General features: G+C 67.7%; 15 protein-coding genes, 3 tRNA genes and 1 pseudogene. 13 read left to right on the top strand and 6 right to left on the bottom strand.

Annotation, left to right across the window (positions count from 1 at the left end; genetic code table 11):
- Positions 1 to 43: 43 nt before the first annotated feature.
- From RJ1_RS12465 to cmrA, 3 genes are read left to right on the top strand one after another with little or no spacing between them, the layout of a single operon-like run.
- Positions 44 to 577 carry a PadR family transcriptional regulator gene (locus RJ1_RS12465; protein WP_073360280.1) on the top strand — a complete coding sequence of 178 codons (534 nt, stop codon included), beginning with the start codon at positions 44 to 46 and terminating at the stop codon, positions 575 to 577.
- 13 nt (positions 578 to 590) lie between these two features.
- On the top strand, positions 591 to 2,615 hold the full coding sequence (locus tag RJ1_RS12460) for an NADPH-dependent 2,4-dienoyl-CoA reductase (RefSeq protein WP_073360278.1): 2,025 nt from the start codon (positions 591 to 593) through the stop codon (positions 2,613 to 2,615).
- Between the two features lie 18 nt (positions 2,616 to 2,633).
- On the top strand, positions 2,634 to 3,437 hold the full coding sequence (cmrA, locus tag RJ1_RS12455; RefSeq protein WP_073360276.1) for a mycolate reductase: 804 nt from the start codon (positions 2,634 to 2,636) through the stop codon (positions 3,435 to 3,437).
- Here cmrA and RJ1_RS12450 read toward each other — a convergent pair whose 3' ends face one another.
- A complete protein-coding gene (locus tag RJ1_RS12450; RefSeq protein ID WP_073360274.1) occupies positions 3,438 to 5,174 on the bottom strand; it encodes a helicase HerA-like domain-containing protein in 1,737 nt (578 codons plus the stop codon).
- Between the two features lie 85 nt (positions 5,175 to 5,259).
- Here RJ1_RS12450 and orn point away from each other — a divergent pair, with 85 nt between their 5' ends.
- Together orn and RJ1_RS12440 are read left to right on the top strand one after the other, a co-directional pair.
- Complete coding sequence (orn, locus tag RJ1_RS12445) at positions 5,260 to 5,859, top strand: oligoribonuclease (RefSeq protein WP_073360399.1); 600 nt, start codon at positions 5,260 to 5,262, stop codon at positions 5,857 to 5,859.
- An 86-nt stretch (positions 5,860 to 5,945) separates the two neighbouring features.
- Positions 5,946 to 6,021, top strand: a tRNA-His gene (locus RJ1_RS12440).
- Between the two features lie 64 nt (positions 6,022 to 6,085).
- Here RJ1_RS12440 and RJ1_RS12435 read toward each other — a convergent pair.
- The gene (locus RJ1_RS12435) at positions 6,086 to 7,321 is read right to left on the bottom strand and encodes a L,D-transpeptidase (RefSeq protein ID WP_143048885.1); all 1,236 of its coding nucleotides are present in this window, start codon (positions 7,319 to 7,321) and stop codon (positions 6,086 to 6,088) included.
- A gap of 289 nt (positions 7,322 to 7,610) precedes the next feature.
- Here RJ1_RS12435 and RJ1_RS12430 point away from each other — a divergent pair.
- Positions 7,611 to 7,683: transfer RNA gene (locus RJ1_RS12430), tRNA-Lys, on the top strand.
- A 153-nt stretch (positions 7,684 to 7,836) separates the two neighbouring features.
- Here RJ1_RS12430 and RJ1_RS12425 read toward each other — a convergent pair.
- A complete protein-coding gene (locus RJ1_RS12425; RefSeq protein WP_005248277.1) occupies positions 7,837 to 8,058 on the bottom strand; it encodes a DUF3618 domain-containing protein in 222 nt (73 codons plus the stop codon).
- 160 nt (positions 8,059 to 8,218) lie between these two features.
- Between RJ1_RS12425 and bcp the strand changes: the two genes are divergently transcribed.
- On the top strand, positions 8,219 to 8,692 hold the full coding sequence (bcp, locus tag RJ1_RS12420) for a thioredoxin-dependent thiol peroxidase (protein WP_073360272.1): 474 nt from the start codon (positions 8,219 to 8,221) through the stop codon (positions 8,690 to 8,692).
- Between the two features lie 356 nt (positions 8,693 to 9,048).
- Positions 9,049 to 9,738: a TetR family transcriptional regulator gene (locus tag RJ1_RS12410; protein ID WP_005248286.1), complete on the top strand. Its 690-nt coding sequence runs from the start codon at positions 9,049 to 9,051 to the stop codon at positions 9,736 to 9,738.
- A 68-nt stretch (positions 9,739 to 9,806) separates the two neighbouring features.
- Here RJ1_RS12410 and acpS read toward each other — a convergent pair whose 3' ends face one another.
- Positions 9,807 to 10,199, bottom strand: a complete 393-nt coding sequence (acpS, locus tag RJ1_RS12405) for a holo-ACP synthase AcpS (protein ID WP_005248288.1) — start codon at positions 10,197 to 10,199, stop codon at positions 9,807 to 9,809.
- A gap of 9 nt (positions 10,200 to 10,208) precedes the next feature.
- On the bottom strand, positions 10,209 to 19,532 hold the full coding sequence (locus RJ1_RS12400) for a type I polyketide synthase (RefSeq protein ID WP_073360270.1): 9,324 nt from the start codon (positions 19,530 to 19,532) through the stop codon (positions 10,209 to 10,211).
- 454 nt (positions 19,533 to 19,986) lie between these two features.
- Between RJ1_RS12400 and RJ1_RS12395 the strand changes: the two genes are divergently transcribed.
- From RJ1_RS12395 to RJ1_RS12375, 5 genes and pseudogenes are all read left to right on the top strand, one after another.
- On the top strand, positions 19,987 to 20,646 hold the full coding sequence (locus RJ1_RS12395) for a DUF8548 family protein (RefSeq protein ID WP_073360268.1): 660 nt from the start codon (positions 19,987 to 19,989) through the stop codon (positions 20,644 to 20,646).
- Positions 20,643 to 20,997 (top strand): annotated as a pseudogene (locus tag RJ1_RS49260) (HNH endonuclease). Before RJ1_RS12395 ends, RJ1_RS49260 begins: the two are co-directional and overlap by 4 nt.
- Before the next feature lie 81 nt (positions 20,998 to 21,078).
- Positions 21,079 to 21,163, top strand: a tRNA-Leu gene (locus RJ1_RS12385).
- 144 nt (positions 21,164 to 21,307) lie between these two features.
- Positions 21,308 to 21,709: a transcriptional regulator gene (locus RJ1_RS12380; protein ID WP_073360266.1), complete on the top strand. Its 402-nt coding sequence runs from the start codon at positions 21,308 to 21,310 to the stop codon at positions 21,707 to 21,709.
- Entirely contained in the window at positions 21,706 to 22,071 is a 366-nt protein-coding gene (locus tag RJ1_RS12375) for a DUF3817 domain-containing protein (RefSeq protein WP_005248298.1), read from the top strand. The genes RJ1_RS12380 and RJ1_RS12375 overlap by 4 nt, the downstream gene beginning before the upstream one ends.
- Positions 22,072 to 22,226: 155 nt before the next feature.
- Here RJ1_RS12375 and rdgB read toward each other — a convergent pair whose 3' ends face one another.
- On the bottom strand, positions 22,227 to 22,832 hold the full coding sequence (gene rdgB, locus RJ1_RS12370) for an RdgB/HAM1 family non-canonical purine NTP pyrophosphatase (RefSeq protein WP_073360395.1): 606 nt from the start codon (positions 22,830 to 22,832) through the stop codon (positions 22,227 to 22,229).
- Positions 22,833 to 22,838 lie beyond the last annotated feature (6 nt).

The following is a 22,838-nucleotide window of genomic DNA, read 5'->3' as shown; positions in this document are numbered from 1 at the left end:
CACTCAGTTGCATACGCACCTCGTTGCATAGATACTTCTGTCCGTGGCACTCGAACATGCGCTCCTCGTCTCCCTGACCGAGCACTCCGGCTCGGGCTACGAATTGGCGCGCCGGTTCGACAAGTCCATCGGCTTCTTCCAGAGCGCCACCCACCAGCAGATCTACCGCGTCCTCAAACGCATGGACGAGTCCGGATGGGTCGACGCCGAGGTCGTGGCGCAGGACGGCAGACCCGACAAGAAGGTGTACCGGGTCAGCGCGGCCGGGCGCGCTGAACTCGAGCGCTGGATCGCCGAACCGACCGAGCCCAATCACCTGCGTAATGAGCTGGCAGTGAAGATCCGCGCCGCTCAGCACGGTGACATCGCCGCACTCACGGCCGAGGTCGCTCGCCACCGCGACGGCCACGCCGCCCGGCTCGAGATCTACCGCATGATCCAAAAACGTGACTTTCCCGCACCGGACCAGCTCTCCGGGGCAGCTCTGCACCAGTACCTCGTCCTGCGCGGCGGAATCCGCGTCGAAGAGGGATTCGCCGACTGGTGTCAAGAAGTACTCGACGCGCTCGCACAGTAAGGACACGCCGCACATGACACAGTTCCCCCAGCTCCTCGCTCCCCTCGATCTCGGCTTCACGACGCTGAAGAACCGCGTGATCATGGGTTCCATCCACACCGGGCTCGAGGATCGCGCCAAGGACGTTCCCCGGCTGGCCGAGTACTTCGCCGAACGAGCTCGCGGGGGTGTCGCGCTGATCGTCACCGGTGGATACGCACCCAACCGGACGGGCTGGCTGCTGCCGTTCGGCGCCAAGCTCACCAACCGCGTCGAGGCCCGCCGGCATCGCGCGATCACCAAGGCGGTGCACGACGAGGGCGGCAAGATCGCCCTGCAGATCCTGCACGCCGGCCGCTACAGCTACCAGCCGTTCAGCGTGTCCGCCTCGTCCATCAAGGCACCGATCAATCCGTTCCGTCCGCGCAGACTGACCAGCCGGGGCGTGCGCTGGCAGATCCGTAACTTCGTGCGCTGCTCACGGCTGGCGCAGCAGGCGAACTACGACGGCGTCGAGATCATGGGCGGCGAGGGCTACTTCATCAACCAATTCCTGTGCGAGCGCACCAACAAGCGCACCGACAAGTGGGGCGGCACACCCGAGAACCGCCGACGGATGGCCGTCGAGATCGTCCGCCGCACCCGCGCCGCAGTCGGCCCGAACTTCATCATCATCTTCCGCCTGTCCATGGCCGACCTCGTCGAGGGCGGTCAGACGTGGGACGAGATCGTCGCGCTGGCACAGGAAGTGGAATCCGCGGGCGCGACCATCATCAACACCGACATCGGCTGGCACGAATCCCGTGTTCCCACGATCGTGACGTCGGTGCCGCGGGCCGCATTCGCCGACATCACAGGCAAGCTCGAGAAGCACGTGAGCATTCCCGTGGCCGCGTCGAACCGGATCAACATGCCGGAGGTCGCCGAGGAAATCCTGACCCGCGGTGACGCGCAGCTCATCTCGATGGCACGCCCGATGCTCGCCGACCCCGACTGGGTGCGGAAGGCGGAGGCAGGCACCCCCGACGAGATCAACACGTGCATCGCGTGCAACCAGGCCTGCCTCGACCACGCCTTCGTCCGCAAGCACGTGTCATGCCTGCTGAATCCGCGTGCGGGCCGGGAGACGGAACTGACGCTCTCCCCCACCCGGACCACGAAGCGCGTCGCCGTCGTCGGCGCCGGCCCCGCCGGACTGTCCGCGGCGCTCGGCCTCGCGCAGCGCGGCCACACGGTGACCCTGTTCGAGGCCGATTCGGAGATCGGCGGCCAGTTCGGCATCGCCCGCAAGATCCCCGGCAAGGAGGAGTTCGCGGAGACGATCCGGTACTACAACCGCCAACTTCCACTCGCCGGCGTCGATGTCCGGCTCGACAGCCGCGTCACCGCGACCGAGCTGGTCGGCGAGTACGACGAGGTGATCGTCGCGACCGGTGTGACGCCGCGCGTTCCGTCCATTCCGGGTATCGACCACCCGAAGGTGCTCACGTATCCGGAGGTTGTGCGGGGCGGCAAGCCCGTCGGGCAGTCGGTCGCGGTGATCGGTGCCGGCGGGATCGGCGTCGACGTCAGCGAATTCCTCACCCACGAGCACTCCCCGACGCTCGATCTGAAGGAGTGGAAGCAGGAGTGGGGCGTCACCGAGCCCGAGGCCGCGGCGGGCGCCCTCACCACCCCCGTTCCCGCGCCGTCGCCGCGCGAGGTGTACCTGCTGCAGCGCAAGAGCGGCCGCATCGGTGCCGGGCTCGCGAAGACCACCGGCTGGGTGCACCGGGCGGCGCTGAAGAACAAGGGTGTGCAGGAACTGTCCGGGGTCAACTACGAGCGCATCGACGACGACGGCCTGCACATCACGTTCGGCGCCAAACGCGAGAAGCCGCGTACCCTCGCCGTCGACAACGTCGTGATCTGCGCAGGTCAGGAATCGGTGCGTGACCTCGTCGACGAACTGACCGTCGCCGGCGTCACCACCCACGTCATCGGCGGCGCCGACGTCGCGGCCGAACTCGACGCCAAGCGTGCCATCGAGCAGGGCACCCGGCTCGCGGCCCGCATCTGACGCACTACGCTGCTGACCGTGAGCTTGCCGAACCCCACCCCCAGTGCCCGCGCCGTCGTGACCGGCGCCTCGTCCGGAATCGGCGAGGCGCTGGCCACCGATCTGGCCTCCCGGGGACACTCTCTGATCCTCGTCGCGCGCCGCGGCGAGGTGATGGAGTCACTCGCCGGGACCCTTCGTGCCGAGTACGGCGTCGAGGTGGACGTGCGTGCGTGCGATCTGTCGGATCGTGACGCGCGGTCAACCCTCGTCACCGAGCTGGCCAGCCGTGAGATCAGCGTCCTCTGCAACAACGCCGGCATCGCCACGTTCGGCCCGGTCGCCGGGCTCGACCCCGCCTACGAGCGGGCCCAGGTGGAACTCAACGCCGTTGCGGTGCACGACCTCACCCTCGCGGTGCTGCCCGGCATGGTGGATCGCGGGTCCGGGGCCATCCTGATGGTCGGCTCGGCGGCCGGAAACATGCCGATCCCCCACAACGCCACCTATGCGGCCACCAAGGCGTTCGTCAACACCTTCTCCGAATCGCTGCGCGGCGAACTCAAGGGGACCGGGGTGAACGTCACCCTCCTCGCACCCGGCCCCGTCCGCACCGAGGAACCCGATCCGGCGGACGCATCGATCGTCGACAGGCTGGTGCCCGACTTCCTGTGGATCTCCAGCGAATACACCGCCAAGGTGTCGCTCGACGGTCTGGCGGACAACAAGATGCGCGTCGTGCCCGGCATCATCAGCAAGGCGATGTCCGTTGCCGGGCAGTACAGTCCGCGCGCGGTGGTCGCGCCGATCGTCGGGACGTTCTACAAGAAGCTGGGCAGCTAGTCAGCGCTTGCGACGTCTCCCCGTCCCGAAGATGCTGCGGGAGATCTCGCGGCCTGCTGCCGACGCGGCCGAGCGGAGGAAACTCTTCACCGCGGAGTTCCCGAGAATCTGCTCGGCCATGTTCGGACCCTCCGGTTGCGGTGGCGGGGGCGGCGGCAGGTCGGGCAGCGACGGCAGGTCGAGGCCCTGATCCGTGGTCGGCGCTCCGGCGACCTTCGCCGTCAGCCTCTCGTACGCCGATTCCCGGTCGACGGTCTGCCCATACGTGGCCGACAGCGAACTCGACGCGGCCGCGGCCCTGATGGCGTCGTTGCCGATGGTGTCCATCAGTGAGCGCGGTGGCCGAATCCTCGTCCACGCCACCGGTGTCGGCGCACCCCGCTCGGACAGGACGGTCACGATCGCCTCGCCGATTCCCAGTGAGGTGAGTGCCTTCTCGAGGTCGTAGTTCCCGGTTTTCGGGTACGTCCGTACCGTTTTGGTCAGCGCCTTCTGATCGTCGGGCGTGAATGCCCGCAGCGCATGCTGGATTCGGGCACCGAGCTGCGACAGCACCGCGTTCGGAACGTCCGTCGGCAACTGGCTGCAGAAGAAGACACCGACCCCCTTCGAGCGAATCAGTTTGACAGTCTGCTCGACCTGCTGCAGAAACGCCTTCGACGCGTCCGCGAACAACAGGTGGGCCTCGTCGAAGATGAAGACGAGTGTGGGTTTGTCGAGATCGCCTTCCTCCGGCAGGGTCTGGAACAGGTCTGCCAGCACCCACATCAGGAAGGTGGAGAACAGCGCCGGGCGCGCCGCCTGAGAGCCCAACTCGAACAACGTGATCACACCCTTGCCGTCGATCACCCGGAGCAGGTCCTCGGTCTCGAGTTCGGGCTCCCCGAAGAACGTGTCGCCGCCGTCGGCTTCGAGATTGACGAGGGCCCTGAGGATCACACCGGCGGTGGCCGGGGACACACCGCCGATACCCTTCAGATCGGCCTTGCCCTCGTCGCTGATGAGATGCGCGATGACCGATCTCAGATCCTTCAGGTCGAGCAGGGTCAGACCCCGGGTGTCGGCCCAGTGGAAGATCAGCCCCAGCGTGGACTCCTGAGTCTCGTTGAGCCCGAGGATCTTGGCGAGCAGGATCGGTCCGAACGCGGAGATGGTCGCGCGGACGGGGATGCCGAGGCCTTCCGTCCCCAGCGACAGGAACTCGACCGGGGATCCCGCCGGTCGCCACTCGTCGTCGCCCGTCTCGGACGCTCGGGCCGTGATCTTGTCACCGGTCTCGCCCGGCTGCGACAACCCCGACAGATCACCCTTCACGTCGGCCATGACGACGGGAACCCCTGCCGCCGACAACTGCTCGGCAATCCCCTGCAGCGTCTTGGTCTTTCCCGTCCCGGTAGCACCGGCCACGAGACCGTGCCGGTTGATCGTCGCGAGCGGGATGCGCACCCGGGCCGACGGATCCACCACGCCGTCGATAACGACGGTGCCCAGCTCCAGCGCCGCACCCTCCGACGAGTATCCGGCCGCGATACCCGCGGCGGCACCGGCGGGGACGGCAGCACCTGCGGGAGCGCGCTTCTCCGCCGCCTCCGCGTCGCGGGCTTCCTGCTCCGCCGCCTCTGCCGCGGCCGCTGCCTCCGCCGCGATCCGGGCCGCTTCGGCCGCTGCCGCCCTGGCTGCGGCCGCCTTCTCCGCCGGGGTCGAGGTCGCGCCGCCGTCCTGCGATTGCCGGGTCATTCAAGCCCTCCTCGGATCACACACATCGGGAGAAAGTGTCCACCGCAGACCTTATCCCGTCGGCCACGTGACTACTGTGTTCCTGGTGCAGGACAAACTTGTGTGGATCGACTGTGAAATGACCGGCCTCCGGCTCGGTACCGACAAGCTGATCGAGATCGCGGCTCTGGTCACGGACAGCGAGCTCAACGTGCTCGGTGAGGGTGTCGACATCGTCATCCACGCCGACGACGAGGCGCTCGCGGCAATGCCGGACGTGGTGACCAAGATGCATGAGAACTCGGGGCTGACCGACGAGGTCCGGAAGTCCACGGTCACCCTCGCCGAGGCCGAGCAGCAGGTACTCGCCTACATCCGCGAACACGTGCCGGTCGCCGGGACGGCGCCGCTCGCCGGGAACTCGATCGCGACCGACCGCGGTTTCATCGCTCGCGACATGCCCGACCTCGACACCTACTTGCACTACCGGATGATCGACGTCAGCTCCATCAAGGAACTGTGCCGGCGTTGGTACCCGCGGATCTACTTCGGTCAGCCCGAAAAGGGTCTCGCCCACCGCGCGCTGGCCGACATCAAGGAGTCGATTCGCGAACTCCGGTATTACCGGAAGACGGCGTTCGTGGCCGAACCAGGGCCGTCTACCAGCGATATCGCCACAGTTGTCGAGGAACTCGGACCCGCCTGAGATACCGATTGGCGTTTTGCGCATCGAACGCGCTAATATCTTCCTCGCCGAAGTTACTGCCCCCGGGCGGTGACAGAAGCGCAATGGTGGGTGTAGTTCAGCTGGTAGAGCACCAGGTTGTGATCCTGGGTGTCGCGGGTTCGAGTCCCGTCACTCACCCCACACGGAAAGCCCCCCGGCCTCGGCCGGGGGGCTTTCCTCTTTGCGATTGGTCGAACGCCTGCGCTCAGGCGTTGGCGTTGCCGGCCTTCCAGACATCCCACGGGATGTTCCAGTCCCCGAGGCCGTCCGTGCCCGACAACGTCCCGCCCAGCGTGTTCTTGACGATCACGATGTCGCCGCGCTTCGTGTTGTCGTACACCCACTTCGCGTTGGACGGACTGAGGTTCAGGCAGCCGTGGCTCGCATTCGAGTAGCCCTGTTGCCCCACCGACCACGGCGCCGAGTGGAAGAAGATGCCGCTGTACGACATTCGAGTGGCCCAGTCGACGGGAGTCTTGTATCCCTGCGGTGCGTTGACCGGCACCCCGTAGGTGGACGAGTCCATGACAAGGTTCGCGAACCGGTCGCCGATGATGTAGACCCCGTTGTCGGTCGGTGTGTCATCCTTGCCCATCGACGTGGGCATCGTCATGATCACTTCGCCGTTGCGCTCGAACGTCACCTGCTTGGTGTTGTCGTCCGCGGTGGCGACGACGGCGTCGCCGATGGTGAAGGCCGTGTGGACGTCCTCCTGGCCGTAGAGGCCGTCACCGAGATCACGTCCGTACACGGCGACCTTGACGTCGACGGCAGTGCCGGGCGCCCAGTAGTTCTGCGGACGCCACCGCACCTCGCGGTTGTTGACCCAGTAGAACGCGCCCTCGACGGGTGGATTGGTCGTCACCGTGATGCCGGCCTCGGCGGCCTTGCGGTCGGGGATGTTCTCGTCGAACTGGACCGCGATCGGCTGACCGATGCCCACCACGTCGCCCTCCGACGGCATCACGTACGGCTTGGTGACATTGCCGGGCGCGCTGGTGGTGAACGCGGACGTCGAGGTGGTGCCGCCACCGAGACCGTTCGCCTTCACCTCGAGCCGGTACTCCTTGTCGTAACCCAGCGGCTCGGTGTTGACCCACGACAATCCGTCGGGAGCGATGGCGCCGTCGACCGGCACGCCCTCCGGGTTGAGCATGGTGACCGCCGCCAGGGTGCCATCGGCCACCGTCACCGTCACCGGCTGTCCCGGCGAGAATCCCACCGCACCATCGACAGCCGACGCCGTCAGCTTCGGCTTGATGAGCTCGGTGACCGGATTGGAATCGATCGGCGCCTCACCTTCCGAGGTGACGTCGGCACCGGAGACGGTGCACCCCGCGATCGACACTGCGAATACGAGTGATGCCGCCACAATCGTCGCCGTCCTCGAGACGGATCTCACCGATTGCGCACGCATGCGCCCGCCACGCCCCACACCCATGGATAACCCCACTTCACGTCCTCGCTCCGAATTCACGTTCAAGCCGGCACGTCCCTCGCCTTCGCAAGACGAATCGGCACGTCGAGACCGTGTGGTTTCCAATGATGCCAGCCACTGGAGACCGGTTCCAACCAAGCGCCGGGCCGCTCAATAACGTTCGAATATCAATCGTGACCAGGGGCGCTCTCGTTACGCGCCACCGCACGGAGTGGGTCGCCGCCGGGACTCGCCACCAGGCGATTTGCATTCCCGAGAAGCGACCCGCTAATGTTCTGTCTCGCAAGAGCGAGCGCCTATAGCTCAGTTGGTAGAGCAAGTGACTCTTAATCACTGGGTCCGGGGTTCGAGTCCCTGTGGGCGCACTTGCACGAAGGCCCCCATCCTCTCACGAGGATGGGGGCCTTTTTCATGTCACCACCATCACAGCGTGGGTGCGGGGCGGTCAGATGACGAACGGGCCGCCGGAACGTGAAGTCCCTGCGAACTTCACACCCGACGGCCCGTTCGAGGGTCGTTCAGCGCAACGCTTTGCGGAGCACCAGGAGCCCTGCCACCGCACCCACGGCGATCAGTCCGTACTTGACCGCCGGCTCGTTCAGCTTGGCGATCAGCGTCCGCTTCGTGTTCTCCATGAGACGCTTCGGGTTGGTGCGGACCGTCAATTCGTCGAGAGTGCTCGCGAGCTGATTACGCGCGTTCTCGATCTCACGCTCGATGCTCTCGGTGTCCCTGGGCACGTGTCCTCCAACTTGTTCGACTGTTCGATCAGCGAGAGCGACGCTACCGCGGCGATCCCACACTTGCGTCAACCGTAGACGAGAACACGCGACCTGCGACTCCGTCTCCCCCGATCGCGCTTCGGCTCACGGTCAGACCTTCCCGGTAGCCTGACTTCTCGTGACCGACAACAGCAGACTCGCCCCCGGAGACACCGCCCCCGCCTTCACGCTGCCCGACGCCGACGGCAACGACGTGTCGCTCGCCGACTACCGCGGCCGCAAGGTCGTCGTGTACTTCTACCCGGCGGCAAGCACGCCGGGCTGCACCAAACAGGCCTGCGACTTCCGCGACAATCTCGCCGACCTGAACGGCGCCGGTCTGGACGTGATCGGAATCTCCCCCGACAAGCCGGCGAAGCTGGCCAAGTTCCGCGACGCCGAGGAACTGACGTTCCCCCTCCTCTCCGACCCCGAGAAGACGACGCTCGAGGCGTGGGGCGCGTTCGGCGAGAAGAAGATGTACGGCAAGACGGTGCAGGGTGTCATCCGCTCCACGTTCCTCGTCGACGAGGACGGCAAGATCGAGGTGGCCCAGTACAACGTCCGCGCCACCGGCCACGTCGCGAAGCTGCGACGGGACCTGTCCGTCTGATCGACGCCCGGGCGGCTGCGACTCGTCAGCCGCCCGCGAGCCGTTCGATGCCGTCGAGCAGCGGGCGTAGTCGACCTGGATTCCGGCCCACCGCCGGCCCGATGCAGTGGCTGACCGCGCTCGGGCTCCTCGCCGGCACCGAGGACGGTCCGTGGCCTGCTGGTCCGCGCACCCGTCGACGACACAGCGCTGATCGGGGTGTTGTGGTGTGTCGGAATAGCCTGCGTCGGCTACTTGTGGGCGATCACATCGTTCACCCAGAGAACGACGCGATGAGTCGTCTCCGCCAGGTGAAACCTGACGCGTCACCGGGAGGGATCTTCGGAATCCGGACGAAAGACGGATAGCCTGGGGCGGTGGAGTCTTCAGTCAGCAAGCAAGCGCCGCGCCGTGTGGACCCGGCGTTGGAGCTGCAGTCGGACCCGCAGGAGCTGCTGCCCCGCAGACGTCCGACCCAGGAACGTAGTCGCCGCAAGTTCGACGCGCTGCTCACGGCATCGCGGGAGTTGCTGGTAGACGTGGGATTCGAATCGTTCACGTGCGAGGAGGTCGCCGCACGCGCGGACGTCCCGATCGGCACCCTCTACCAGTTCTTCGCGAACAAGTACGTGATCGTCTGCGAGCTCAACCGGCAGGACCTCGTCGGCGTGCAGCACGAGATCGCCCAGTTCAACGGTGAGGTCCCGTCCCTCGACTGGCTACGGTTCCTCAATTCCTTCGTCGATCACATGGCGGGCCTGTGGACGTCCGACCCGTCGAGGCGGGAGGTGTGGCTGGCGATGCAGTCGACCCCCTCCACGCGCGCCACCGGGGCCATCCACGAGAAGGCGTTCGCGGAGCAGGTCTCACGGATGCTCGCGCCACTCACCCCGCAGACGTCGCGGGAGCGGCGCACGATGATGGCCGAGGTGCTCGTCCACGTCGTGTATTCGATGCTCAACTTCTCGGTGCAGGACAACCAGAGCCACGCGGACGCCGTCGCCGAACTCAAACGGCTGATGGTGGCGTACCTGCTGGTCGCCGAGAAGGAATCGCGCTCCACCTAGCCGCTACACGCTCGTGCGCCCTTCCGGTTGCCGGAGCTACCAGAAGGGCGCACGAGCGCCGAAGGCGCCTACAGGGACTCGATGACGGCGAACGCGCCGGCCATGTCTCCGTCGTGGGTGAGGGAGATGTGGATCTTCACATCCGTCAGATGCTTGGCGACGTCACCGCGTAAGCGGATACTCGGTCGCCCCCACGCATCCGTCACCACCTCGATCAGGTGGTGGATCATCTCGGGCAGCACCGGCGGGCTGGCGAAGAGGGACGTGGACCAAGCCTTGATCACTGCCTCCTTCGCAGCCCACCGGGCAGCGAAATGTCTAGCCGGATCGGAGCTCCGGGTCACGGCGTCCCGACGCTCGCCCGGTGTGAAGTTGTCGAGCATTGCCGTCCCTGGCCGGTCCAGCTGCTCGGCGAACTCCGACACCGTCACGAGATCGAAGCCGATCCCCAGAACTCCCATCCGTCGTTCCTACTTGCAGCCGGGCAGACCCGAGCTGTACACGTCGTCCGCTCCCAGGCGCGCGGCCTCGGTGAGCAGGACGTCCGCCTCGAGCTGACGGGACGCTGCGGCCGGGACGCTGTCGCCGCCGAAGCGACGATCCGCCGGACGCTCGTACAGGCTGCCGCCACCGACCATGGCCTTGGCCAGACGACGCTGACCCTCGACGGTGCGCTTGCGTGCCTGCTCGAGGTACGCCTCACGCTTGTCGGCCGGGATCGCCTCGACGAACGCCTGCGGGTGCACCACGGCGACCATGCCCGACACGTGCCCGAAGCCGAGGCTGGTCAGCAGACCGGCCTTCAGCGGGAACTGCTCGCCGAAGCGGAGCGGCTCCCGAGCCCACACGAGGTGTTCGAACTCGGCCATCTTCTCGTCGACGCAGTCCAGGCTGCGGTTCGGCGGCACGATGCCCTGGTCCAGCACCTGGCAGAGACCGATCAGCTGGAATGCTGCGGCACCACCCTTGGCGTGTCCGGTGAGGCTCTTCTGCGAGACGACGAACAGCGGTGCACCTTCGCTGCGGCCGAGTGCCCCGGCGAGGCGCTCGTGCAGCTCCGCCTCGTTGGGGTCGTTGGCCGCGGTGGAGGTGTCGTGCTTGGAGATCACCGAGATGTCGTCGGCACTCACACCGAGCTTGCCGAGGGACAGGGCGAGCTGCGAATCCGCTCCACCACGACCCGCGCCGAGCGCACCGATTCCGGGAGCCGGGATCGAGGTGTGGACACCGTCCGCGAACGAGCCGGCATAGGCGACCACACCGAGGACGGGCAGGCCCATCTCGAGTGCCAGGTCACCGCGGGCCAGCAGGATGGTGCCACCACCCTGCGACTCGACGAACCCGCCGCGACGACGGTCGTTCGCCCGTGAGAATCGACGGTCGTCGATGCCCTTGGCACGCATGTCGTCGGTCTTGGCCGTGGCGGACATGTCACCGAATCCGATGATGCCCTCCGCGCTGAGGTCGTCGAACCCGCCGGCGACCACGAGCTGGGCCTTGCCGAGCTTGATCTTGTCGACGCCCTCCTCGACGGACACCGCGGCCGTGGCGCACGCCGCAACCGGGTGGACCATGGCGCCGTAACCGCCGACGTAGGACTGGACCACGTGCGCCGCAATCACATTCGGCAGGGCTTCCTGCAGGATGTCGTTCGGCCGGTTCTCGCCGAGCAGCGTGTCGATGTACAGCGACCTCATGGAGGTCATGCCGCCCATGCCGGTGCCCTGGGTGTTGGCGACCAGCGAGGGGTGCACCCACCGCAGCAGTTCGCTGGGCGTGAATCCACCGGTGAGGAACGCGTCCACCGTGGCGACGATGTTCCACAGGCCCACGCGGTCGACGGAGTCGGCCATGTCGGCGGGGATGCCCCACTTGGTGACGTCGAATCCGGTCGGGATCTGACCACCCACGCTGCGCGTGAGCTTCATCTTGCGGGGCACGCGGATCTCGGTGCCGGCACGGCGCGTGACCTGCCAGTCACCGCTGTCCGGAACCGGCGTCGCGACCGTGTTCTCCGGGTCGGCCTCGACGAAGGCCAGTGCCTCCGCCTCGGTGCTGACCACGAAGCTCAGGTCCTTGTCGAGGAAGACCGACGTGAGCAGCGGCGCGGTGTTCTCGATCATGGAACCGTCGTCGGCGTAGCGGCGGATGCCGCAGTTCTCGACGACCCGATCGTGGTACCGGTCCGCGATCTCGGCCTCCGGAACCAGTTCCCCGGTCTCGGCGTCGTACCAGCCGGCGGACGGCGTGGTTTCCCACACGACGAGTCCGGTGTTCCAGGCGAGTTCGAGAACGCCTGCCGCCGAAAGCTCTTCGTCGACCTCCATCTCGAAGCGGGTACGCGAGGAACCGAACGGTCCGAGCTCACCGGCACCGACGATGACGACGAGGTCCTCGGGAGCCGCGGTGACTCCGGACCAGGCCGGTGCCACCGACGCGGAGACCCGCGGCGGGGCGGGCAGAGCCGCGATGGTGTCGAGCTCGGCGGCGTCCGCGTCGGCCTCTGCAGCAGCGGTCGCAGCGTCCTGAGCCTGCTTCGCCAGCGCGGGCAGATCCAGGTTCGCCTGGGCGAGCCCACCGGTCAGGTCGGCCGCGAGCGGCTCGGTGGAGGCGAGGCGACGTGCCTCGGGCTCGCACCACTGCAGCAGCTCGGTGGCCATTTCCTGGGTGGACCAGGTACGGACTCCGGCACCTTCGACGGCCTCGACCAGCGGGTCGTTGCCGCCCATGAGGCCGGTTCCGCGGACCCAGCCGATGAGAGCGTGCACCAGGGTGACGCGCTCGGCCCAGTTGCGCTCGGCCTTCCAGCGGCCGACCACAGCGTCCAGCGCGGCCTTGGCCTCGCCGTACGCACCGTCGCCACCGAACAGGCCGCGGTTCGGGGAACCGGGCAGGACGACGTGCAGGTGGGTGTCGACGTCACGGTCGTAACCGATCTTCGACAGCCCGCCGATCAGGCGCTCCACCGACCACAGGAGAACACGCATCTCCATTTCGGCGCGGGCGCCGGCGTCGGCGAGGTCGCCTGCCACGCGGGGCGCGGCGAACGGGAACAGCAGCGTCGGGGTGACCGCTTCCTTGACGAGCTTCTTCGATCCACCGGCCGTCTCGTACTGGGCTTCACCGATCCACTCGATGAGTGCGTCGATGTCCGTGTAGGACGCCATGTTCGCGGGAACCACCCACAGGGCGGCACCGGCGCGAGCATTGCGGCGGTACAGGTCGCGGTAGAAGCCGAGACGCTTGTCGTCGAGACGCGAGGTGGTCACGAAGACCGTCGCGCCGCCGGCGAGGAGCTTGCCTGCGACCGAGGCCGCGATGGAACCCTTGCTGGCACCGGTGACGACGGCGACCTGGTCGGCCCATTCCGGGGTCTCGTCGGTGACGACGGCTGCCGCCTCCGCGATGCGTCCGTACTTCTCGGCCAGAGCCGTGCGGCCCTCGTCGGTTGCGCGAGCCTGCCACCATGCGGCCTGCGCCGCAACGGACTTGCCTGCACCGGCGAAGCCTTCGATCTCGAGAGACTCCACGCCTGCCGCGTCGATCCACAGCCGGGCCAGGTCCTCACGTGCGCTGGCCCAACGGTCGTCGAGCAGCACCGCACGCTTGGCGTCGAATGCCGGAGCGACGAGTCGCGGCCAGTCGGAACCGAGTTCCGCCGACACGAGGTCGACGAGTTCGGTGTCGGACGGCTGCGTTGCCGCCGCCGTGTCGCCGGCGAACCCGAGCTGCTCGAGCACGAGGCGGGCGGCCGATGCCAGCACGCCGTCGCGACCGGTGATGTGCTCGGTGAACTCACCCAGCGCCGCGGCGTCGACGGTGCCACCGGCGCCGCCACCCGAGGACGGGAGGGAGACGCTGATGCCGCGGCGCGAGGCCACTGCGGCCACCGCGCTGTCGATGACGGCGTCCACCGCGGCGCCGTCGGCGAGACCGCCGCCGGCCAGGCCGCCGAGGTCACCACCACGGATGCTGGAACCGTCGCGGGTTCCGAGCGCCACCTCGGCGGTGACGTGGTATGCCCAGCCCTCGCCGAGTTCCCAGACCTTCTTCACACGGTCCGCGATCGCCGCGGGACGACGACCCGACGGGCCGAAGACCTTGCGGAGGTGGTCGTTGATCGAGTCGGACAGCACCGGGCCGAACGGCTTGTAGGTGCGGGCCAGCGAGTCGACCGTGCCGGCGAGCGAGCCCATGTCGGCGTCGGCCGCACCGTCGATCGCGCCGAGCGAGAGCTCGGAGCCGAGGTCGACGAGCAGCTGGTTACGCCGCGAGGACACGCCGTCGCACAGCGCCTCGATCGTGTCGACAGGTCCGACCTGATCGGGACGGAGCTTGGTCCACAGGCTGATCAGGACCTTGGTGGCGTCGGCTGCCTTGAACGCGATGTCGTCGGGACGCGGTCCACCGGACGGTGCGGCGGCCGGAGCCGGCGCAGCCGCGGGGGCGGCGGCAGCGGCGGGAGCCGCAGCAGCGGGAGCTTCCGGCTCGTCGTCCTCGACCGGCGCCGGATCGACGTCGGTGGAGTAGACGATGCCGGCTTCACGCTCGATGTTCAGGACCTCGACCGGGTAGCCGAAGCGGCCCGGCAGCTTCAGGGTCTGCGACGCGAGGTTCGCGACGGTCGGGACGGAGCCCAGGCCGATCTCGACGAACCGCTCGACACCCAGTCCACCTTCGGACTCGTCGCCGAACAGCAGATCCTGCGTCTCGATCCAGCGCACCGGGCTGGCGAACTGCCAGGCCAGGAGCTCGGTGAGGACCACGCGGGTGAGCTGGACCGGCTTCTTCGCCCAGGAGTCGAAGTCCTTCAGCACCTTGTCGAGGGGCTTCGACGGCACCAGGTCGGCGATCTCCTGCACGAACTCCTTCTTCAGGGAGAACGGCTTGGGGACCAGGTTCGGGATGTAGCGCCCGATCAGGATGGCCGGGTCGATGTCCTTCGGAAGCAGTTCCTCGAGACGTCCGCGGAAGTCGTCGACACCGCCGCGCAGCACCGTCGAGTGGAACGGAACGTCGATGCCCGGGACCATGATGTACGCGCGCTTGCCACCGAAAGCCTCACGGCGGATGTCGATTTCGACCTCCAGCGCGTTGAGTCCGGCGACCGTACCGGCGATGGCGTACTGCGAGCCACGCAGGTTCAGGTTCACGATCTGCAGGAACTCACCGGTCGCCTCGGCGACACCGGCGACGAACGCCTCGACGTCGTCGTCGGCCAGACCGATCTGCGACGGGCGGATGGCGGCCATCCGGTAGTCGGAGCGGCCGGCCTCGTCGCGGGGAACGAGTGCGTGCATCGCGGAGCCACGCTGGAAGACCACCTCGAGAACGGCTTCGAGAGGCAGCACACCGGCGACGGCGGCGAGAGCGTTGTACTCACCGACGGAGTGGCCTGCGAGCAGGGCACCCTCGACGAAGGCACCGGACTCGCGAAGCTCGGCGACCTGAGCCACACCGAGCGTCGCCATCGCGACCTGGGTGAACTGGGTCAGGTGCAGAACACCGTCCGGGTGCTTGTGCTCGACACCACGGGCCTTGACGACCGTCGGGTTGTCGCGGACCACGGCGAGGATCGAGAAGCCGAGAGCCTTGCGGGTGTGCTTGTCGGCGCGGTCCCAGATCTCGCGGGCGGCCTTGGAGCGGGCGCGGGCGTCGAGGCCCATGCCGGGACGCTGGATGCCCTGTCCGGGGAACGCGTAGACGGTCTTCGGGGCCGCGGTGCGACCCGTCGCGACCATCACCAGTTCACCGTCGATGCGGCAACCGACCTCGACGATCTCGGCACCACGGTCCACGGCGACGCGGTCGACGCGGACGTCGATCTCGGCACCGGGGCGAACCATGCCCAGGAAGCGTGCGGTCCAGGCGGTGAGACGACGCGGCGGCGTCTTGGTCTCGGCCGGGTCCACGGCGGTGACGACCTGCTGGGCAGCGGCGGAGAGCCACATGCCGTGCACGATCGGGCTGCCGAGGCCGGCGAGCAGTGCCGCGTTGTCGGAGGTGTGGATCGGGTTGTGATCGCCCGACACCTGGGCGAAGGAGCCCATGTTGCGGGGAGCGACGATCGTGGTGTCGCGGCGACGGCGACGCGGGGTCTCGACAGTCTCGTCGCTGAGCGAGCCACCGGCGCGGGCCGGGTCGGTCAGTTCGCCCTTGCCGATGCGGCCGCGGATCGCGAAGCGCTCGGACAGGGTGACGACGGCGGGCGCGTCCAGGCCCTCGCCGAGCATGGCGCCGACCTCGACCTTGACCTCGACGACGCGGCCCAGGTCGGTGTCGAGAACCGAGGCGACCTCGGCCTTGACCACGAGAATGCTGGTCTCCGACGGCAGTTCGCCGACGAAATCGACACCGTGGTCCAGGTGGACCAGGTCGAGCATGCCCTCGATGACGGAGAGCGAGTCCTCGGTCTTCGCGGCACCGAGCACGGCGAACACGGCCGGCCAGCAGGCGCCGACGACGACGTCCGGGACAGCCTTGCCGCTGACGCTCAGCGTCGTGGGCAGACCCGAGCCGGTGACACCGGCGTGGTCGGCGACCAGGTCGGGCATCCAGGCGAGGTTGAGCCGTGCGACACCGTTTTTGACGGTGGGCAGTTCCTGGCCGGCGGCGACCGAGAGGAGGGCCGTCATCGACTTCTCCGCGTCGGCCTCGGTGACCACGGGGGCGCCACCGTCGGCGACGGATGCGGGAACGGTGATGGTGATCTCGACGGACTTGCCTGCCACCAGCGGGACGGTGAGGAGCACCTGCTGGTCGTCGATCACGGACAGCTCGGCACCGGTGGTCTCGTGCACCGCGCGGACGTCGGACTCGATCGACCACTTGTCGAGGTCACCGAGCCGGCGAACCGGGTTCAGGGTCAGGCGCGAGGCCCACTGGATGTCGGGAGCCGACAGGACGGTGTCCAGGAGACCGCGGGCGATGTCCGCGTGACGGCGTGCGGGCAGCGACAGCGGCGCGGCACCGGCGGTGACCAGCTCGTCGTAGGTGGCCTTCTCGAAGCGGTCGAGCAGCTCGCCGACGGGCTCGTCGACTCGCGTGATGCCGGCGACGGCGACGGTGCCGGGGATGACGCAGACCTGGTCGGCCGTGTAGCGGGGATCGTGCGCCTGCCACAGCGAGTCGGAACGCCACCAGCGGCGGACGTCACCGTCGACGACGGGCACGAAGTTGACCGGCTTGCCGGGGGTCTTGCACAGCGAGACGAAGAACGAGACGTCCGCGGGGTGCAGAACCGTGGTGGCGTAGTCGGGGTACTGCGCCTGCAGGGCGCAGATGGCCGCCTCGGGACGCTCGAGGATCACGTCGTCGGCGAACAGGGTCGGGATGGGGCCACGGTCGACCGGGTGCAGACGCGACTCGGTGCGCTGCAGCATCTCACCGAAGCGCGCACGCCAGGTGATGTCGAGCCACGGGCTCTCGTTGGCCTCGGTGATGGCGTCCTGGAGGTCGGAGCCGCAGTCGAATGCCTTCGCGGCGTCGATGCCGACGGCCAGCTCGAGGTAGCGGCGCAGCCACTGCTCGTACGTCATCGTCGCGATGTCGCCGAAGTACGGCTTGGCCGTGATGTTCAGTGCCTCGATGATCTCGTCGCGACGATCCGCGACGGCGTCGGCGTCTCCGGCGACATCGTCGAGCAGGCGGCCGGTGCGGGATGCGGCGTTGTCGATCTCGTGGATGTCGGCGCCGAGCTGGCTACGGCCGGAGGCCATGCCGCCCTCGGCGGTGCCCGCACCGACCCAGTCCGGCGTACCGGGGGTGTCGACGAGGAGCTGCTTGACCTCGGGAGACGTGGTGGCCTCGAGGGTGGCCATGGCGGCGGTGCCGACCAGGATGCCGTCCAGCGGCATGGCCGGGAAGCCGTGCGCGACGGACCAGCGGCCGGTCAGGTAGTCGGCGGCCTGCTCGGGCGTGCCGATGCCGCCACCGACGCACAGAACCAGGTTCGGCCGGGTACGCAGCTCGGCGTAGGTGTCGAGGAGGAGGTCGTCCAGGTCTTCCCACGAGTGGTGGCCACCGGCGCGGCCGCCCTCGATGTGGGCGATGACGGGGAACGAGGGAACTTCGTTGGCGATGCGGATGACCGAGCGGATCTGCGCGACCGTGCCCGGCTTGAACGCGACGTAGCTGAACCCGGCATCGGTGAGGTCCCCGATGATGGAGACGGCGTCCTCGAGCTCGGGGATACCGGCGGTGACGACGACGCCGTCGAACGGGGCACCGGCGGCGCGGGCCTTCGGAACGAGGCGCTTGCCACCGACGTGGAGCTTCCACAGGTACGGGTCGAGGAACATCGAGTTGAACTGCACGGCGCGGCCCGGCTCGAGCAGCCCGGTGAGCTTCTCGACGTTGTCGGCGAAGATCTGCTCGGTGACCTGGCCACCGCCGGCGAGCTCGGCCCAGTGGCCTGCGTTGGCGGCTGCGGCGACGATCTTCGGGTCGACCGTGGTCGGGGTCATGCCGGCGAGCAGGATCGGCGAACGACCGGTCAGCTTCGTGAATGCGGTCTCGACGCCGATGCGGCCGCCCGGCAGCGACACCGGCTTCGGGAGGAACTCGGTCCACGCGGCGGGAACCTCGGGGGTTGCGCCCGGGGTGAGCAGGTTGCGGTTACCGCCACGGGTCGCGGCGGCGACGATGCCGACGCCCTGGCCGCGGACACTGGCGGATGTCATGCGGGTGAGCAGGTCACCGGGTCCGAGGTCGAGGATCCACGCGGCACCGGCTTCGATGGTGCTGTCGACGGCACCGACCCAGTCGACGGGATCGACGAGGCAGGCGCTCGTGAGGGCGCGGGCCTTCTCCTCGTCGAGACCGCAACGCACGGCCCACTGGCCGACGATGTCGATCGTCTCCGCGAGTGCGGGGTGGTGGAAGCCGATCTCGACGGAGAGGGGCTCGAAGACCGGCGCGAAGATGGAGCCGCCACGCTTCTTGGCGTCGCGCTCACGGGCCTCGTCGGCCTCGATCTGCTCGCAACGCTGCTGGACGCGTGCCAGCTGTGCGGGCGGGCCGGACAGCACGACGCGACGACGGGCGTTACGGATACCGAGGACGGCTGCACGCTCGGGCTCGAGACCCTCCGCGAGCTCCTCGACGATCTGACGGAGTCGTTCCGGGTCGACGTTGGAGACAGCCAGCATCGGGGTGGAGTCGGCGGCGGAGATCACTCCGCGACGACGGCCGACCAGACCGGCGGCTGCACCGATGAGCTGAGCGAGGGCGAGGAGTTCGCCGTCCTTCTGACCCGAGGAGGCAACGGCCTCCGCGGCGAGGAGTCCCTGGGAGTGGCCGATCACCGACACGGGAGCCGTTACCGCGGGATCGAGGCCCTGAGCTGCCAGCGCACGCAGCGCTGCGATCTGGGTGAGGAAGACGCCGGGAAGGGACACCGCCGCCGAGGTGAGTGCAGCCGCGGAGGGGCCGGCCGCCTGGGCGCCGTCCTCTTCGTCGGCGAGTTCCTGCTCGAGGATCCATGCGATGGGGTCGAATCCGACCGGGCGCACGACGAGCAGTTCCTGCGCCACGGGGGCCAGGTAGTCGGCCGCGTCGTTGACGATGGTGGTGAGCGCCGGCTCGAGACCGTTGTCGCGACTCAGTTCCTCGAGCGAGCTCAGCCAGGGCGCACCCTGACCACCGAAGGCGAGCGCGTACGGCTCACCTCCGAGCAGACGATCCACGAGGGTGCCCTTGCTCGACGACCGAGTGTCGTCCCGGTCTACGCCGATGCGCCGCGAACCCTTCGAGTTGTTTCCGTTTCCTGCGGGTGTCGTGTCGTCAATCGTCACGCGTATGTCCTCTCCTGGTCCCCTCTGGGGGGAGGTGGGGATAGTGTCTGCCGCCCTCGGCATCGTGTGCCTGCTGTATCGGCTCTGATCAGCTCTTCCGGGCTGTTCAAGGTTGACACAGAATCATGAGGATTTCCTCACGTTCAAAAGCCGCAGGGTTGTCACAGCCACGCATCGGAGAAATATCGCGTGATGTCCCTCACAGACCTTCCGTGAAGTGACCGACGAGTAGATTGCGTCGTCGCTGGACGTGGCGGTGCAAGGACGTCCAAGAACCTGAGGAAAGCCTCACGTTAATCGTTATCAATTCGTTACCACCTTGACGAAGTCCCAGGTTCATGCACGTCTGCACCCTCGAAGCGGGGCCCACACAGCAACGAAACCGAACCTGTCGGACCCTCGCACTAGTGTTCGATCCAGGAACCGCACACAGCCATTCTCCCGGGGGGAAGAAATGAGCACTGCACACGTCCGCGCCCTACTCGACCACGTCGAAGCCGAGCTGCCGAGGGACTCCTGGCCGCACTGGACGGAGGGATGGCCGCAGGAGATCGAAGCCGGTCTCCTCGATGCGGCATTCACGGCCCGCGCCACGTACGGCACGCCCACCTCGGGCGTCCGCGCCGTCATCACCCGCTGGCGCGATCACCGCACCGCGCCTCTCGACGACCTGACCGCACTCGCCGCACACGCCGACGAGCCCGAGAGCCTCCTCGAGATCCTGGACAACAGGCAGCGGGTACCCGGGAACTACACCACCAAGGCCGAGGCCGTCGCGTCGGCAGCACGCGCGCTCACCGGACTGGGCTGCACCACCTCGGCCGATCTCCGCGACGACGACGCACAGCGCAGCGCGGTCGTCGGGGTGCCCGGGTTCGGCGTCGCCACCTGGGACTGCTTCGTCATGCAACTCGGCATCCACACAGCCGGATCTCGAGAATTGTTGTGCGACTTCGTCAGTGAGGCGCTCGAACTCGAATCACCCGCCTCCGCAACACAGGCCGAAGACCTCGTCGCCGCCGCAGCAGCACGGCTGGAGATCACCTCCGCCGCCTTCACCCACGCCGTCTGGCGATACCAGCGCGCACAGCGGCGGGTGGCGGGTGCGCGATGAAGTACACGCGGGAAGTGCTCGGGCAGGCGGTCGCAGAATCGACGAGCTTCGCCGGTGTCATGCGCTACTACCAAGGGCAAACCGGCTCGCAATCGCATGTCGTGGGAGGAGATTCTCGTGGAACGACCACCAGGTAGCACACGAGTGAAACCACATCTGTTGCGCCGGGCCCTGATCGAGGCCGGAGTCGAACACATATGCGTTCTCTGCGGCCTCGGTGACGGCTGGTGCGGACTCCCACTGATCCTGCACGTGGCCCACATACGGGGTGACCCGTCGGACTCCCGCTTGGAGGAAGTTCGAATCCTGTGCCCCAACTGCCACAGCCAGACTGCGACGTGGGCCGGATGAAAGAGCCGCGACGGGGGCGAACGAGCCGATTGACATGTGTTGCGGGGGGTGCATTGGTTCATGGCGTAGTCTGTCCATCGCGCGCGAGTGGCGTAATTAGGCAGCCGCGTCAGGTTTAGGTCCTGGTGTCCGAAAGGACGTGGGGGTTCGAGTCCCCCCTCGCGCACTTCTCGGGCTTTTCGCCCATTCGGCGGTTACATCTTCGACAGCGCCTCGCGGCCCGTCGGGCGCACGTGGCGGCACTTGTGACCGCCGCCATAGCGGCAACCTCTCCTAGCAGCGCATTCGGCGATTCAGGTACCGTCGTTACGTGTCCGGAAACCGTAAGCAACGCCGCCCCGCGCTGATCCTGTTCGTGGCCGTCGGGGCTGTGGGGTGCCTTGCACTCGGCTGGTGGCAGTGGACACGTTTCGAGGCGGTGGGCGGCACCGGCCAGAATCTCGGCTACGCATTCCAGTGGCCCCTGTTCGCGGCGTTCTTCGTCTACGCCTACCGCCGGTTCGTGCAGCTCGAGGACGCCGAACCGGCCGACACCGCCGACGTCCTGGATGCTCCCGACGACCTGCGGGAGATCCCGGCAGACATCCTGCCCCCTCGCCCCCGGGTGGCCGAGGACGACGATCCGGACGATCTCGAGAGCCTGCAGATTTCGCAGTACAACCAGTACCTCGCCGAGCTGTCCGCTCGCGAGACCGATAGGAGCACCACGTGAGCACGGGCCAAGACGAGACGACTGCCGGTTCGGTCGCAGACACCGCGAAGCAGAAGAAGATCGCTCCCGCGCTCCTGCGCTACCGCGTCCTCGCCTACGCCACCGGCGTGTGGCTGCTGGTCCTCACCGCCGAAATGGTGGCCAAGTACATCTTCAAGGTCGACAACCTGCCCACCTGGATCGCCGTGGTCCACGGCTGGGTGTACTTCGTCTACCTGCTGGTGACGCTCGACCTTGCGGTCAAGGTGCGCTGGCCCGCGGGCCGTACGGTCGGAACGCTTCTCGCCGGCACCATTCCGTTCCTGTCGTTCTACGTCGAGCACCAGCGGACCAAGCAGGTCCGCCGCGACTTCGGTCTCTGATCGAGCCGAACCGCTCTGTCACATGATCGCCGGCTGCCCGGTGATCATCGCGATCACGTACGTCAGCCAGCCGAGCGGTGTCTGCGGCACCATCATCGGAGACATGGGAACCTCCTCCCCTACAGCGGAATGAGTACCCCTGCAGCGTAGCGAGGTCAGCGTCCCGTGAGTGCCGCCAGAGCGGGGACCAGCTGAATCAGGGCACGCCCGCGGTGGGAGGACGCGTCCTTCTCCTCGGGTGACAGCTGGGCCGCCGACCGGGTGTCACCCTCCGGCACGAAGACGGGGTCGTACCCGAATCCGCCGTCGCCGACGGGCTCACGGGCGATGCTACCCCGCCATTCTCCCCGGACCACTGCCTCGTCACCGCCGGGCACGACGAGTGCACACGCCGAGACGAATGCCGCTCCCCTCCGCTCGTCGGGCACGTCGCCGAGCTGCGCCAGCACGAGAGCCGTATTCGCGGGATCATTGCCGTGCGTACCCGACCAGCGGGCGGACAGGATGCCCGGCATACCGTTCAGGGCGTCCACCTCGATACCGGAATCGTCTGCGACGCAGGGTAATCCGGTCACCGAGGCGCCGTCTCGCGCTTTCGCCAGAGCATTCTCCTCGAACGTGGCACCCGTTTCGGGGGCCTCGGGGTATTCGGGCACCGCATCCAGCCCGACCAGTTCGATCCCGTCGACCCCCGCGGCCCTCAGGACGCGATGCAGTTCCCGGAGTTTCTTCGCGTTGCGGCTGGCCACCAGTACTCGCATGGTTTC

It is taken from the genome of Rhodococcus jostii NBRC 16295 (assembly GCF_001894825.1).
Lineage (GTDB): Bacteria > Actinomycetota > Actinomycetes > Mycobacteriales > Mycobacteriaceae > Rhodococcus_F > Rhodococcus_F jostii.
The sequence above is the reverse complement of the archived record's forward strand: the minus strand, read 5'-3'. Positions and strand labels throughout refer to the sequence as shown.